The organism is Streptomyces sp. NPDC004629 (genome assembly GCF_042873595.1).
In the GTDB taxonomy this organism is placed as follows: Bacteria; Actinomycetota; Actinomycetes; order Streptomycetales; family Streptomycetaceae; genus Streptomyces.
Map to the genome: position 1 here is coordinate 43,599 of NZ_JBIALO010000023.1, position 13,747 is coordinate 57,345.

Sequence of the window (13,747 nt, forward strand, 5' to 3'; positions counted from 1 at the left end):
AAGTCGGCGACACTCTTAAACGTTCATCTACTTCCTTCGTCTCGGAGGTTCCCATGGCACCCACAGCGACCGCCCCGCACGCACCCGCCGCCGCGGGCCGGCGCACCGCCATGCGGCACCGCACCGGCGCCCGGCACGCCGTCGGCAGCCGGCGGCACGGCGTCGGCTTCGTCCTCATCGCCTACGCCTTCCTGACGGCGATGGCCTTCTCCACCGTCCCCACGCCGCTGTACCCGCTCTACATGGCCCGCGACGGGTTCTCCACCTTCATGGTCACCGTCGTCTTCGCCACCTACGCGGTCGGCGTGGTGGTCAGCCTGCTGCTGGCCGGCCACATCTCGGACTGGGTCGGCCGCAAGAAGGTCCTCGTACCGGCGATCTCGCTGGAACTCGTCGCCGCCGTCCTCTTCCTCACCGGCACCTCGCTGCCGGTGCTGCTGATCGCCCGGTTCCTCACCGGTCTGGGCGTGGGCATGATCACCGCCACGGCCACCGCACACCTCCAGGAACTGCACGCCGCGCACCGGCCGGGCGCGTCGACCCACCGCTTCGAGCTGGTGTCGACCGGCGCGAACATCGGCGGCCTGGGCGTCGGCCCCCTCGTCGCCGGGTTCCTCGCCCAGTGGGTCGCCGTGCCGCTGCGTACCCCGTACTTCGTCTTCGCCGCCCTGCTGGTGCTCGGCCTGGTCGCCGTCGCCCTGACCCCGGAGACGGTCGAGGAACGGTTCGCCCGGCCCGCCTACCGCCCGCAGCGCATCAGCCTCGACCACGGCGACCGGACCGGCTACCTCGCCGCCGCCGCGGGCGCGTTCGCCTCCTTCGCGGTCTTCGGCCTGTTCACCTCCGTCGCCCCGGGTTTCGTGGCCGGCGCCCTGCACCACCCCTCCCGCGCCCTGGCCGGAGTGATCGTCTTCGTGGTCTTCGGCGGCGCCGCCACCGCCCAGGGCCTGACGGCCCGGCTGTCCACCCCGGCCAAGCGCCGGCTCGGACTGCTGGCCCAGGCGGCCGGCGTGGTGACCCTGGTCACCGGCATGCACACCGCGAACCTGGCCGCCTTCCTCGCCGGCGGCGTGGTCGCCGGCATCGGGGCGGGCGTGCTCTTCAAGGCCGCCCTCGGCACCGTCGCCGCCCTCGCCGTGCCGGACAAGCGCAGCGAGGCCCTGGCCGGTCTGTTCCTGATCGCCTACCTGGGGCTGACCCTGCCGGCGGTCGGCATCGGCGTGGCCACCCTCGGCCTCTCCGCCGTCACGGTCATGACCTGGTTCGCCGGCGTCCTGCTCGTCCTGCTCACCGCCGTCGCCCTCCTGGCCCGCCGCCGCCCGGCCACCCGCTGACCGGCCACCGCTGACAGGGCGCCCGCTCCGGCCTCGCCACGATCCTCGTGGCGGGGCCGGAGCAGCTGCGCAGACCCCGACCCCGGGTCGTGAAAGCCTCAGCGCAGGAAGGCCGTTCTGCGTGCGTCCGATCCTCTACGGCGGCTTCCTCAGCCCGCACCGCGACAACACACCGATCGTCGCCGACGCGCGGGCCACCGGGGGCAGCGGCTCGTATGCCGTATGACGGATGCCGTACGACGGATGCCGGGCGTCGGATGCCGTACGACGGATGCCGGGCGTCGGGGCCGTTGCGGGGCCGGACCGGGTGATGCGGGAGGGGAGCCGCCAAGACCGTACGGGGCGGTGACCAGCGGCAACGCCGGATGCGTTCGGCTCCGCGGACGAGCCGAGCCGCGTCTGCCCGATAAGGGGCGTGTGAAGCGGGCGGCCGGTGCCCCGGATAGGCTGTGGGCCTCGCCGTCGCCCACGGAGGCCGACGGCTTCGAGGAGACGGGGGCGGGCGGCCACAGCGGCGCGCGGTTCTCGACGGGTATCGGGAGGGCATTTGAGCAACGAGGCGATGGGCGACGACGTCTACCAGCCGGACGGTTCCGAGGTGCAGGACGATGCCGGGCTGCTGGACGCCTCGGACACCCTGGACTACCGGGCCGGCGAGGACGCACTCGACGAGGGTTACTCGCCTCCGGAGCGGCCGTGGGGCGTGCAGCACAGCGGCGTCACGGCGGCCGAGCGGCTGCAGGGCGAGAGCCTGGACGAGCGCCTGGCCGAAGAGGTCCCGGACATCGCGGTCCCGCCGGGGGACGGAATCGGGGACGCCTGGGACACGGACGGCGAACTCATCGACGCCGAGGTCGGCGACGAACGCGCCGGACGGCTCCTCGCGCCGGACGAGGGAAGCCGGGAAAACACCCTGTCCGACCTGGTCGCCTCCGACGTGGGCCTGGACGGCGCCGGGGCGTCGGCCGAGGAGGCCGCCATGCATGTGGTGGGCGAGCCGGACCCATACACCGAGGGCTGACCCGGGGCCGGTCCGGGCCGCAGGCGCCGCTCGACGACGCCGTAGGCCGGCTCCGCCCGGTCGGTGAACACATGGGGACGAACGCCGAGGCACCCAAACCGCCATAGCCGCCCTGGACCAGCTCACGGCGCCCCCCTTCCCCCTGGCCGAGCCCCCGCATACCGCCCGACGCGATCACCCCACGCCGCGGACGCCTGCGGCACGGTCAGCGCGCCCCGGGAACTGTCGGGCCAGGCAGACCCCCGCGACACCGGTGCCGCGCACGGGCCCGACATGCAGGCCGGTGCTGAGACCTCATTGCTTGCCTCGCCTCAAGGGCTTCCGCAACAACTTACGGACTGTACCCACGAACATGTTCAGGACACGTCCATACTTCGACCCCGGCTCCGCTTCCGGCGCTCGTCGTCGGTGAGGATGGACTCGCGGTCGACGAGGACCTGGATGGTGCGGACATTGCGGGCGAAGTAGTCGGCCGACGCTCGATGTGCGCCCGGAGACCGGCCGGGCCCGGCTCTCCTACCGTCGGGCCGAGGAGAACACCCGGTTGCCGGCCAACCCGCTCGCCTCACCCGAGGACATCGAGGAACTGGACGGCGGGACACCTGCACCGGCTTCGGCACAGTTGCCGGCACGTTGCTGAGCGCAACCCCGTCCCGGCGCCGGTCCTCAGCCGCAGCTGAGGCGGCCGGCGGTGGCCTTGGCCGTGAGGATCCGGTGCACGGAGGCGGACACCTTGGCACGGAAGGAGGCGTCCGTCGCCATCCGGGACTGGATCGCCTGCGCCATCGCCGGCACGGTGGACGGCTGGACCGTGAGGATCATGTCACCGCCGGCGTTGAGGAAATTCACCGCCCGCTGAGCCGGCGTGTAGGAGCGGACCGCGACGGCCCTGCCGAGGTCGTCGGAGATGACCACGCCCTGGAAACCGAACCGGCTGCGCAGCAGCGAACCGATGACCGTCGGGGAGAACACCGCCAGATGGCTCGCGTCGATCTTGGTGTACTTCGCCAGGGAGACCATCACGAACGGCGACCCGGCATCGATCCCGCTGCGGAACGGCGTGAGGCTCGAACTGGAGGCGGTCGTCACCGAGTCGACGACGTTCGCCGTGGTGTCGGTGTTGCCGATCACCCGGCCAAGCCCGGGGAAGTGCTTGACGGAGGTCATGACCCCGGCCTTGCGGAAGCCGGCCGCGAAGGCGCCGCTGTGCGAGGTCACGGTGCCGGGCGTGTGGCCGTACTCGCGGTGGTAGCGGCCGATGGGAGCGTTGCGGGTGCCGAGGCTCGCGGGCACCACGTCGGCGACCGGGGCGAGATTGAGATCGAGACCGGCCGCCTTGAGCTGCCGCGCCCATCCCTCGGCACGGTCGCGCAGCGTCGTGGTGCTCCAGGTGCCCTGGGTCAGGGCGGCGGGGATGGCCGAGAAACCCGGGCCGTTGAGCACCTGGACCTGGCCGCCTTCCTGGTCGGTCGACACGATCATTCCGACCCGTCGCCCGGCGACCGTGTCCGCCTGCCCGCGCACCCCGTCGACCACCTTCTTCGTCGCCACGGTCCCGGCGGAGCTGCGCCCGGTCAGCATGACGGACCCCACGTGGTAGGTGCGCAGGGTGCGCAGGTCCGTGGCGCTGGGGCGGGTGGCGGCGACGCCGCCCATGAACAGCTGCCCGACCCGCTGGGCCTGGGTCATCGCCGTGTAGACCCGGTCGGCGCAGGTGGTGGCCGCCGAGCGGGCCGGGGCGGCGGAGCCGGACGCGTGCCCGGCACCCTCGGCCGCCGACGACGTGGTGCACACGCTCGCGGCGAGCAGGGTGGTGACGAGCCCCACGCCGGCGCGCAGGGCGGTGGCACGGCCGCCGGTGCGCTGTCGGACGGTTGTGACCATGGTGGCGCTCCTGACTCATGGGGGGTGCTGACCGTGGTGGACCGGCGAGCCGCCGTCCGGCAGCGGACCCGTACGCCGTCTGCGCTCGCCGCGGTCCCACACGCTACGCCGAACGGGTGCCATGCGCGCGCTGTGTGCGGCGCGGACGGGCCGCAGCGCGTCCGGGGGCTTCGGTCACTTCCGCAGTGGTCCGGCCCGGCCGCAGTTCGTGGGCCAGGCCGGACACTCCGGCGGGAACCCCGGAAGTGCTCGGCCGCATCGGTGCCATGCCGCTCGGAGCAGGGCCGCTCGGAGCCGTGCCGCTCGGAGCGGTGCACCCGACGATCCGCTCCCTCACCAGCGCGACCGAGCCGCCGCAGGGGTCGGCGGACCAGATCGCCCAGGCACTTCGCGTACGCCCCGGCTCGACCGGCGATCGCGGTCCTGCACGCGAGCCAGGCCCGACGTGGCCCTGGCCGCAGTTCCGTGGGCGGCGGTTGAAGCGGTCTGGGCAGCAGGTGAAGCGGTCCGGGCAGCGGGTGGAGCAGTTCATGCGGCGGGTGGAGCGGTCCCGGTCAGCTCAGCGATGCGCTCGCCGCACGCAGCTCGTCCAGGGCCGCCAGGGCGTACCCGGCCAGCTCGTCCTTGGCATCGCGGTCGCCCTCGGACCATTGGGCGTACCCCCGTTTGAAGGCGAGGACGCCCAGCTCGCCCGCGAGCGCCGCGGTCGGATCGGGCACGCCGCGGGCGACGAGGGCGGTTGTCATCGCGGCCGCGAGGCTGACGCTCTTGAGGGCGTCACGCTCCTGAAGTTCGGCGCTGGCGGCGACGGCCGCCTTCAGGCGAGGGGCCAGCTCGCGGCTCACGGGGCCCATCGCGGTCGAGGCGCGCTCAAGACCGGCGGCGACCGCCTCAAGCGGGCCGGCGTCGGCGGGTGCCTCGGCGATTCCCTCGGCCAGCAGCCGGCTCAGCGTCTCCTGCCCGGCCACCAGCAGCTCGCGCTTGTCGGGGAAGTGCCGGAAGAAGGTGCTCTTGGTGACCCCGGCGCGCTCGGCGATCTGGGTGACCGTCGTGGCGTCGTACCCCTGCTCGGTGAACAGGTCGACGGCGGCCACGACGAGGCGTTCACGTGCTCCTGGTTCCCATCTGCCCATGGTCGCCATCATAGGTGATGGGACTCTTGTCCCATCCCTGCGCTAGAGTGATGGGACCAGAGTCCCATCACTCATAGGGGTGTTTTCCATGCGCGTTTTTGTCACCGGCGGCACCGGTCTGATCGGGTCCGCCGTCGTCGCCGAACTGCTCGGCAACGGCCACACCGTCCTCGCGCTCGTACGTTCCGACGCGTCGGCGCTGGCCGCCGAGGCGGCCGGCGCCGAGCCGTTCAGGGGAGCCCTCGCCGACCTCGACGCCCTTCGCGCCGGCGTCGCCCAGGCCGACGGGGTGATCCACCTCGCATTCGGCAACGACTTCAGCAGCCCCGACGCCCTCGCAAAGGCGGTCGCCGAGGAAAGCGCCGCCCTCGCGACCCTCGGCGAGGAACTGGTCGACAGCGACCGCCCCTTCGTCACCGTCTCGGGTACGCCTTGGGTGCCGGGCCGCGTCTCCACCGAGGCCGACCCGCTGCCGACCGACGGGCCGGTCGGTGGCCGCGGTCGCGCGGTCACAGCAGTCCTGGGCCTGGCCTCGCGCGGGGTCCGCAGCACGGCCGTACGCATGCCGCGCACGGTGCACAACCAGGGCACGGGCGGGTTCGCCGGTCTGCTGACCGACATCGCACGCCGGACCGGAGTGTCCGGCTACCCGGGCGACGGCACACAGCGCTGGCCGGCCGTGCACGCGCTCGACGCGGCAGTCCTCTTCCGGCTCGCCCTGGAGCAGGCGGAACCCGGCACCTCCTGGCACGCCGTGGCCGACGAGGGAGACCGGGTGCGGGACATCGCCGCGGTCATCGGCCGGCGGCTCGGCCTGCCGGTCGAGTCGGTGCCGGCGGAGACCTACGGCCCCCTCGGCCCGATCTTCGCGCACGACCAGCCCGCCTCCAGCACTCACACCCGGCAGGCGCTCGGCTGGCAGCCGAAGCATCCCGGCCTTCTGGAGGACCTGGCGAACATCCGGCCCTGACCAGCCGGGGGAAGACCAGGCAGGCCCGCTGCGGACACCCGCACCATCGCGTCCACACCCAACAGGAGGTCCCGCCATGGTGGCAGTCGTCTTCGGCGCTCGCGGAAACGTGGCCCGGCACATGACCGACGGACTGCCGGCCGCCGGCGAACAGGTCAGAGCAGTCATGTGCCGTCGGACGGCGCGCGTGGACGGTTCAGTTCACGGCGCTGAGCAAGAACTGCACGAGAAGCGACACGTCCAGGCAGATCACCGCTGTTGTCGCCGCGGCCATGATGATCGCCAGCGGGCGGGTGTTCACGGCTGTGCCCATGAAGCGTGGAGCGGACGTGGCGGCGATCAGGGGGACAAGAACCAGGGGAAGTCCGATGGCCAGGACGACCTGGCTGGTGAGGAGCAGGGTAACCGGGGAGACGCCGAGGGCGAGCAGCACGACGGCGGGAAGGACGGTGGTGCAGCGCCGTGCCCAGAGCGGGACACTGCGGTGGATGAGTCCGCTGGTCACGACAGCGCCCGCTTGAGTCCCCACCACCGTGGATGTCACGCCGCTGACGAGGAGCGCGACAAGGAATGCCATGTGGGCGGCGGAGCCGATGCGGGCGGCCATGTCGGTGGCGAAGGCGCCGAAGTCGTCGCCGGTGGATCCGCGCAGGGCTCCGGCACCGACGAGGAGCATGACGGCATTGGTCGTTCCGGCGACGAGCATCGCCAGAGCCACGTCGGTCCGGTGAGCGGACAGCCGTCGGTGGTCCCGGGCGAGTGCGCTGTGAATGTGCACCGCATGCGGCATGATCGTGGCTCCGACGATGCCCGCGGCAAGGATCAGGGCACCGTCGCCTTCCAGCGAGGGAATCAGTCCCGTGCCCAGCTCATCGAGAGCGGGCGGACGGGCGAGCAGGCAGAAGATGAAGGCGCCCGCGATGAGGGCGAGGGAGACGACTGCGACATTCTGGAGGAAGCGCTGTCCGAAGCGGTCGCCTGCGGCCAGCAGGACGGCGCCCGCGGCGGCGGCGATCAGTCCGCCCAGGGACAGGGGGATGTCGAAGAGCAGGTGGAGTGCGATCGCGGCTCCGAGTACTTCGGCGAGGTCGGTAGCGATGGACACGGCTTCGGCCTGGGACCAGTAGGCCAGTCGAACCGGTCGGCCGCACCGGTCGGCGATCAGCTCAGGCAGGCTCTTCCCCGTGGTCGCACCGAGTTTCGCGGCAAGGTACTGCACCGGCCCGGCCACCAGCGTCGCCAGCACGACGACCCAGAGCAGGGTTGTGCCATGGCCGGCGCCTGCGGTCACATTGGTGACGACGTTCCCTGGGTCGACGTAGGCGACGGCGGCCACGAAGGCCGGACCGATGCGCCGGAAGGCGGGAACCGCGGCCCGGGCGCCGAGACGCTGTGCGGAAGGAGCCTTGACGATGGTCATCCGCGTCGGCCCTGGTGCCCGCATCGGGTTCGGCGCCCGGGCCGGGACACGGCGAGTCGGCCCGTCACAGGTGTCATTCGGTGGCCCCGATGGGGTTGTGTCTGGCGACGATGAGAGGGTCCTGCGGTGTGAAGGGGAACTGAGGCAGTTCCCGCTCCGGGATGCCGAAGGTGCCGGCAAGCACCTCACGGGAGAACGCCGTCGCGGTCGCCCGGTAGCCGACATCACCGGGCATGGGCTGGTCGAAGAAGATGAGGAAGTGGAAGCCCTCGTCGTCCAGGACCTCGATATGGTGCGGGTAGGCGCGTGGCACGAAGTACACATCGCCCGGCCCCAGTTCGTACTCGCCGAGGGTGACGTCCGGTGCCAGTACGCGCATGCGGGCTCGTCCCTTGGCGACGTAGCCCATTTCTGCGGTGACCGGATGCCAGTGGGGCGCCCGCATCCCGTCTTCCTTGATCCGCAGGGAATACATCGAGATGTCGTCGAGAGCTGCCCAGAACTGTTTGCGCGCCAGGCTCGCCGAACCGTAGGCGTACGACAGAGGGGCGTGCTGACCTGCGATGTCGAAGAGGCGGGCGTTCGGTAGTTTCTGAGTGGGATCGACCGTGATGCTGCCCCGACGGGCGAAGATCTGCTCCGCGGGGGGCCGCTCGAAAGCGGCGAACGCGGTACTGGGCAGATCGTAGGTGTTGCCGAGTACCGGATTGGTCATGGCCGCCAGGCTGTCGCGCAGGGAGAAATGCTGGGGCCGCTCGTTTCGCAGAGCGATGATGATTTCGGCTTCCGCGGAGCCCAGGTTCTCGATGTGGTAAACCGCACCGGACTCCACGTGATACATCTGTCCTTCGCCCACCACGAAGGAGGCGAACTGCCCTCCATTCGCCAGCAAGGAGACCAGCACCTCGCCCCTGACCACGTAAGCCAACTGGTTCGCGTTGACATTCCACTGCGGTTCCCGAATCGCCCCGGGCCCAAGAACCACACGCTTGATGGAGAGTCGGCTGAGGATGGGCAGGCTCTGCCCATCGACGACCTGGACACTGCCGAGGTCGCTCTGAAACGCCGCTTCGGCGGCGGTGAGCGACACCCAATATGGCGAGGCTTTCGACATTGCTCTCCTCACTCGTCCTGCCAGAAGAAAAACCCGCGAGATCTGAACCGACCTTCGCACGGGCCAGGGACGGCAGACAGTCGTGGAAGGCGTCCGGATGACACGGAACGGCGGTAGGACGTGACGCCGACTGCGGTGGAGGCGAGCGGGAGCCAGCCGTTCCCGGCGAGCCGGTGCGCAGTCAGTGGCTGAGCCATGACTGCCGGAACCCTGAGGTTCCCCCGCTCCGCGGGAGGGCTGACTGGTACTCCAGCGGCGTTTCGCTATCTGGCCTGGTCAGAGCCATCGGCCGGAGTGTAGTTGGCTGGCGGTGTGTCAGGGTCGGTCTTGCCAGAGTGCCCCTCCAAGGAGTGGAGTCGTCGCCGGTAGTGGCAGCGGCGGGCGACGACCCGATGTCTGCGACGCCAGAGTGGCCGGAGGCCACGGCGGATCGGGCCGGCGACCGGCCGCCCGACGCCATGGCGCCGGCCGCTCCCCCGCCCGGACCAGCTCAGCATGTGCACGCGAAGCGACCGGCCTGCTCGATGGTTCGGGGCGAGGCGAGGCGCCAGGAGTCGGTGGACTTCTGCCACGGTGAGCGGCGCCAGGGCGCCGGAAGCGTTTCTGCATTCCCCCTTTGCCGCCGCGTCGGTCGCCATGACCGCGAGGTAGGTGTGAGCAAGCATGGCCAGGGTGTTATGCCGGTACCCGCCGGCATAACGGCAGCGGTGCTGCCAGGGCTTGAGCGGGTCCTGGGCCGGCCGGCGACGCACGGTCGACGCCGGCATGAACGGGGCGATGCCCCGCCGGGCGGCCTCGCGGGCCGGTTCCGGGCACGACCGGCGTGAGAGCGGTACTTCACTCTCGGCAGGCTGCGGGCAGGCCGGCGACGTGACCTCGGCGGCCTGTAGCGGTGTGAATGAGGAGGTACGGCCGCAGCGTTGACGGTCTTCGAGCCCGGGCGGGCCCGCCTGGGCAGAACCGGCCACGCCAGCGGCGCACGGTGTCCAAATACAGCCCCGTCTCCCGGGCGATGCATGCGTTGGAGTGTCCGTGCGCGGCGGGCAGCACCACCTGTGCACGCACCCGCAGCCGGCGCTCGGTCTTGTGGCCGTAGGCCATCTTCTTCAACCGCCCGCGTTCGGCGGCACTCGGGACTGTCGGACAGGGGGTGCGGACGGGCATGGCGGGCGAACCGATCGGCCGAAGTCGATCACTGGTACCCCGCAGCCTGCCCCGCCCGTCACCGCCCCAGCCTGCGCAATGACCGGTGCAAGAGGCCACTTGGACAGGGAAAACGCAACTTCGACATGGCCCGCAGAGGCAGCTACCTTCACCTGGTCTTCGGCGATCGCCCAGGGTCGCTCAGGAGTTCCTTCAGGCTGAGCCACCCGCGACGGGATGAGTTGGTCACGCCCCACGGATCCTCGCCCCCATGCGTAAGCCACCGAATCGGGTCCACACCAGGCACCCCCAACCAGGGAGAGACGCATGCCCCATCTTGCGCTGTACACATTCGGCGTCCTGAAGTCACCTCTCGCCGATCCCGCACCTCTCACGCGCGAGTTCTACGACAGTGGTGAGGCCGTCTACCGGAAGATCAGTCAGCACCCCGGGTACCTCGCTCGTGCTGAAGCGGCAGACGGTGAGCGGGGCATGCTCTTCGAGGCGGACTGGGGTGCATGGGGAGAGTTCGCCGTACCGACCTGGTACGGCAAGGGCCGTACGCTGGAAACCACCGCCCTGGCCGCGACCCTCTCACTCTGGACCGACCTGCGCCCCGCCTTCGACGCCGTCTACACCGGTCTGCACCGTGCGGCGCTGAACAGGCGTTACGACTGGTTCGAGAGGACAGGGCACCCGAATTACGTGATCTGGTGGGTCTCCGACGGCGTGATACCCACCTGGCAGGACGGGGTTTCCAGGCTGGAACACCTCCACGACCACGGCTCCGCGCCGCACGCCTTCACCTTTCACCACGCGTTCGCCCCGGAGGGAACTCCGACCAGGATCAAAGGCATCGGGCCGAAGAGCGACCAGGTTCGCTGACAAGGAAGCCTGAACTCGGCTTCGCCGGCGCCCCCGAATACGCCCTCGACCGCACCTGCGGCCGCTGCATCACCGACCCCGGTATCTGACCCCGCACCCCACACAACACAGGCTCCACAGTCAGCCCCGGCTCGCGCAGCGGTTGCCGGCGGTGCGAGTGCGGCGTCGCGGATGCGGGCATGCGGACCGCCTGGCTCGTCGCGTACGTCGCGCGCAAGGAGCGGTGGGTGGAACCGATGGCCCGCTGCCGCACAGGGTCACCCACGGCTGCGGGCGCGTCCCCGCCCCGGTGCCGCGTCGTTTGCGCCAAAAACACGGTGGAGTCCGCAGATCTCGCTGGTTAGGGTCGCGGGATGAGTACTCGTACGTTCCGGATCACGGTCCGCGGTGTCTTCGACGGACTCACCGCCGAGCAGCGGGCCGAACTCCTTGCCCGCGCCGCCGAGCACGACGTCCTGCGCGCGGCCTTCACGCCCGAGGGGCACCTCAGTTACGACCTGGCGGCGCGCTCCGCCTTCACCTTCCGGTTCCTGGATTCCGGGGAGGAAGAGGAGGACATCCTGGAGGCGTCCGAACGCGCCGAAGAGGCGGCGAAGGCGTGGCTGACCGAGCGCGGCTACGGCTACAAGAACCTGCGGTCCCAGGCCGAGGACCTTTCCCAGGCGCCACTGGGCAAACGGCAGCGCCGCGCCGCGGCCCAGAAGAACGTCTGATCCTTCGGCCGCACCCTCCTCGCCGCGGCGTCGAGCGCTTCTCCTCGGGCTCCGCACGGCCATCAACAAATAAATCCTTGACTACTCAAGCACCTATTATGCTTGAGTAGTCAAGGAGGTGGCAATGAGTGATGCGCTGGACGCGTCGCTTCGTCTTGTGAGGGCCCAGACGGCCCTGGTGAAGCGGTTCGACGCGAGCCTGGGAGGACTGCACGGTGTGAGCCTGGCCGACTTCACGACGCTGTTGCGTCTGGGGCAGGCGCCCGGCGGCCGGATGCGCCGGGTGGACCTGGCCGAATCGCTGGGGCTGACGGCCTCCGGGGTGACCCGGGGACTGGCGCCGCTGGAGCGGATCGGACTGGTGACGCGCGAGACGGACGCCCGTGACGGCCGGGTGGCCTACGCGGCACTGACCGACACCGGCCGCGCCCGCCTGACGGACATGCTCGCCACGGCCGAGCAGATCGCCGCCGAGATCTTCGCCGCGCCGCCGTGGAGCAAGGAGGACATCGGCCGGTTGTCCGCCCTAATGACCCGCCTCGGCGGCACCGGCCTCCCCGGGCACACCCCCGCCCCGTAACTCCCGTACGTCTTGCGCCGGATGCCCCATCCGCGCTCTGGAGCACTCCCATGAATCCCACCCCTGTCCCCGTGCCGCCGGCCGCCCCGACCGCGAGCACGGCCCACGCCCCGGCGGCCATCCGCACGGAGGGCCTGCGCAAGGTCTGTCCGCGCGCGCAGGACGGCCTGGTCGCCGTGCACGGCCTGGACCTGACGATCCGCCAGGGCGAGTTCTTCGGCCTGCTCGGCACCAACGGCGCCGGCAAGTCCACCACCATCGGCATGCTCACCACCCTGGTCGCGCCCAGCGCCGGAAAGGCATGGGTCGCCGGGCGCGAGGTGAGTGCCGACCCGGTCGGCGTGAGGTCCCGCATCGGTGTGGTCTCCCAGGCCAACACCCTGGACCGCGCGCTCACCGTGGCGGACAACCTCGCCTTCCGCGGCCGCTATTTCGGCATGCCCGCCGCCGAAGGCGCGCGGGTTCCAGGATTCCTGGACGTCAGGCCGCAGGAACTCGTATGCGACTACTGGATCCTAGGCCCCCTGTGTACGGGTTCGGCCTCTACATCGGCACCCGGAAAGCCTTCGCCGCCCTCATCGCCGCAGCCGGCCTCGCCCTTCCCCTCCTCACCCCCACACCCGCCTCGGCTGCCACCACCACCAGCCGCTTCGCGAACTACCGCTACGGTGACTGCCTGCGCGAGACCTCCGAAACCGGCCTCAAGGGCGACCGCTGCACCACCGGACGCGGCAGCCTCCTGTGGCAGTGGACCGGCCGCCTCAACACCAGCACCACTCTTAAGAACAACTTCTGGGGCCGCTGCCTCGACAGCAATGACCGGGGCGACGTCTACCCCCTGCGCTGTAACGGCGGCTCATACCAGAAGTGGCGCACCGTCCAGCCCGCCGCCCGCAGCGCCATCATGCTCCAAAGCGTCGGCACGGGCCGCTGCCTCTACCAACAGGACAACGGCTACTACCGCACTGCCCGCTGCGACCGAAACGCCCAGAACCAGCGCTTCACCATCGGCTGAACGGATCACCCGACCGCTTCCAGATGCCGCCGGGCGAGCAGCTCTTCTTTTACGCGAGGCCGGAAGACGGTCCCAATATCATCAGCGCACTCGTCACTGGCGCCTAGGCCTGTCGAGGGTACAGCGTGACGTCAGCCGTCCAGCCCTCGTTGAACCGGCTGGTCAACGAAGTGCACCGCAAGACCCCGGCCGCCTGCCATGGCAAGGCCGGGGTCTCGTGCCACCGGACGCGGAGCCGCGAGCAGTAGCTGCTACAAACCCGGCGCCGCAACACACAGCTGTTCATCGGCCGAGCCCGGCGGCGCCTCAGCCGAATCACGTAGCCGGATAGGGCCGCGGGAAGCCCCGGCGGACATAGCCCTCAGCCGACGCAGCGCTTCAGCGTGGCCACGGCGCCGTCGTCGCCGGTGAGCACAGCGGCCGTCAGCTTGTCTGGTTGCCGGGTGCGATGCCGGTCATCGGGACCTGCCTTGCTCATGAGCCGACGGTAGGTTCCATTTCTCAGGTATCCGTAAGAGCGCGGTCCCCAGCGACG

At 70.7% G+C, this 13,747-nt stretch carries 12 protein-coding genes and 1 pseudogene; 8 read left to right on the forward strand and 5 right to left on the reverse strand.

The genetic code is table 11. The features are described 5' to 3' along the window. Positions 1-53: 53 nt before the first annotated feature. Together ACFYTE_RS29870 and ACFYTE_RS29875 are read left to right on the forward strand one after the other, a co-directional pair. On the forward strand, positions 54-1,334 hold the full coding sequence (locus tag ACFYTE_RS29870; protein WP_388716999.1) for an MFS transporter: 1,281 nt from the start codon (positions 54-56) through the stop codon (positions 1,332-1,334). Positions 1,335-1,896: 562 nt separating this feature from the next. After that, the gene (locus ACFYTE_RS29875) at positions 1,897-2,355 is read left to right on the forward strand and encodes a DUF5709 domain-containing protein (protein WP_388717256.1); all 459 of its coding nucleotides are present in this window, start codon (positions 1,897-1,899) and stop codon (positions 2,353-2,355) included. Between the two features lie 666 nt (positions 2,356-3,021). Here ACFYTE_RS29875 and ACFYTE_RS29880 read toward each other — a convergent pair. Then, positions 3,022-4,239 (reverse strand): glycoside hydrolase family 3 N-terminal domain-containing protein, encoded by a 1,218-nt coding sequence (locus ACFYTE_RS29880; protein WP_388717002.1) that lies wholly within the window; start codon positions 4,237-4,239, stop codon positions 3,022-3,024. Positions 4,240-4,793: 554 nt separating this feature from the next. Further along, a complete protein-coding gene (locus tag ACFYTE_RS29885) occupies positions 4,794-5,372 on the reverse strand; it encodes a TetR/AcrR family transcriptional regulator (RefSeq protein ID WP_388717005.1) in 579 nt (192 codons plus the stop codon). A gap of 88 nt (positions 5,373-5,460) precedes the next feature. Here ACFYTE_RS29885 and ACFYTE_RS29890 point away from each other — a divergent pair, with 88 nt between their 5' ends. Next, complete coding sequence (locus tag ACFYTE_RS29890; protein WP_388717008.1) at positions 5,461-6,342, forward strand: SDR family oxidoreductase; 882 nt, start codon at positions 5,461-5,463, stop codon at positions 6,340-6,342. Between the two features lie 196 nt (positions 6,343-6,538). Here the strand turns inward: ACFYTE_RS29890 and ACFYTE_RS29895 are convergent, their stop codons facing one another. The 3 genes from ACFYTE_RS29895 to ACFYTE_RS29905 all read right to left on the reverse strand — a co-directional run bounded on the left by ACFYTE_RS29895 (position 6,539) and on the right by ACFYTE_RS29905 (position 10,040). Further along, positions 6,539-7,762: an Nramp family divalent metal transporter gene (locus ACFYTE_RS29895; RefSeq protein ID WP_388717011.1), complete on the reverse strand. Its 1,224-nt coding sequence runs from the start codon at positions 7,760-7,762 to the stop codon at positions 6,539-6,541. 73 nt (positions 7,763-7,835) lie between these two features. Beyond that, positions 7,836-8,876 carry a cupin domain-containing protein gene (locus ACFYTE_RS29900; RefSeq protein WP_388717014.1) on the reverse strand — a complete coding sequence of 347 codons (1,041 nt, stop codon included), beginning with the start codon at positions 8,874-8,876 and terminating at the stop codon, positions 7,836-7,838. Between the two features lie 837 nt (positions 8,877-9,713). Then, positions 9,714-10,040, reverse strand: coding sequence for a helix-turn-helix domain-containing protein (locus ACFYTE_RS29905; RefSeq protein WP_388717017.1), 327 nt, complete (start codon positions 10,038-10,040; stop codon positions 9,714-9,716). Positions 10,041-10,346: 306 nt separating this feature from the next. Between ACFYTE_RS29905 and ACFYTE_RS29910 the strand changes: the two genes are divergently transcribed. The 5 genes and pseudogenes from ACFYTE_RS29910 to ACFYTE_RS29930 all read left to right on the forward strand — a co-directional run bounded on the left by ACFYTE_RS29910 (position 10,347) and on the right by ACFYTE_RS29930 (position 13,212). After that, positions 10,347-10,904 carry a DUF3291 domain-containing protein gene (locus ACFYTE_RS29910; RefSeq protein WP_388717020.1) on the forward strand — a complete coding sequence of 186 codons (558 nt, stop codon included), beginning with the start codon at positions 10,347-10,349 and terminating at the stop codon, positions 10,902-10,904. A 353-nt stretch (positions 10,905-11,257) separates the two neighbouring features. Further along, positions 11,258-11,617 (forward strand): DUF6204 family protein, encoded by a 360-nt coding sequence (locus ACFYTE_RS29915; protein ID WP_388717023.1) that lies wholly within the window; start codon positions 11,258-11,260, stop codon positions 11,615-11,617. 124 nt (positions 11,618-11,741) lie between these two features. Next, on the forward strand, positions 11,742-12,197 hold the full coding sequence (locus ACFYTE_RS29920; protein WP_388717026.1) for a MarR family winged helix-turn-helix transcriptional regulator: 456 nt from the start codon (positions 11,742-11,744) through the stop codon (positions 12,195-12,197). Positions 12,198-12,247: 50 nt separating this feature from the next. Then, positions 12,248-12,634 (forward strand): annotated as a pseudogene (locus ACFYTE_RS29925) (ATP-binding cassette domain-containing protein); the annotation flags it as partial. Between the two features lie 62 nt (positions 12,635-12,696). Continuing rightward, on the forward strand, positions 12,697-13,212 hold the full coding sequence (locus ACFYTE_RS29930; protein WP_388717029.1) for a hypothetical protein: 516 nt from the start codon (positions 12,697-12,699) through the stop codon (positions 13,210-13,212). Positions 13,213-13,747: the final 535 nt, after the last annotated feature.

Excerpts from the sequence above, each read along its gene's own strand:
- ACFYTE_RS29870 (WP_388716999.1), top strand. The coding sequence starts at position 54 with ATGGCACCCACAGCGACCGCCCCGCACGCACCCGCCGCCGCGGGCCGG.
- ACFYTE_RS29875 (WP_388717256.1), top strand. The coding sequence starts at position 1,897 with ATGGGCGACGACGTCTACCAGCCGGACGGTTCCGAGGTGCAGGACGAT.
- ACFYTE_RS29880 (WP_388717002.1), bottom strand. The coding sequence starts at position 4,239 with ATGGTCACAACCGTCCGACAGCGCACCGGCGGCCGTGCCACCGCCCTG.
- ACFYTE_RS29885 (WP_388717005.1), bottom strand. The coding sequence starts at position 5,372 with ATGGGCAGATGGGAACCAGGAGCACGTGAACGCCTCGTCGTGGCCGCC.
- ACFYTE_RS29890 (WP_388717008.1), top strand. The coding sequence starts at position 5,461 with ATGCGCGTTTTTGTCACCGGCGGCACCGGTCTGATCGGGTCCGCCGTC.
- ACFYTE_RS29895 (WP_388717011.1), bottom strand. The coding sequence starts at position 7,762 with ATGACCATCGTCAAGGCTCCTTCCGCACAGCGTCTCGGCGCCCGGGCC.
- ACFYTE_RS29900 (WP_388717014.1), bottom strand. The coding sequence starts at position 8,876 with ATGTCGAAAGCCTCGCCATATTGGGTGTCGCTCACCGCCGCCGAAGCG.
- ACFYTE_RS29905 (WP_388717017.1), bottom strand. The coding sequence starts at position 10,040 with ATGCCCGTCCGCACCCCCTGTCCGACAGTCCCGAGTGCCGCCGAACGC.
- ACFYTE_RS29910 (WP_388717020.1), top strand. The coding sequence starts at position 10,347 with ATGCCCCATCTTGCGCTGTACACATTCGGCGTCCTGAAGTCACCTCTC.
- ACFYTE_RS29915 (WP_388717023.1), top strand. The coding sequence starts at position 11,258 with ATGAGTACTCGTACGTTCCGGATCACGGTCCGCGGTGTCTTCGACGGA.
- ACFYTE_RS29920 (WP_388717026.1), top strand. The coding sequence starts at position 11,742 with ATGAGTGATGCGCTGGACGCGTCGCTTCGTCTTGTGAGGGCCCAGACG.
- ACFYTE_RS29930 (WP_388717029.1), top strand. The coding sequence starts at position 12,697 with ATGCGACTACTGGATCCTAGGCCCCCTGTGTACGGGTTCGGCCTCTAC.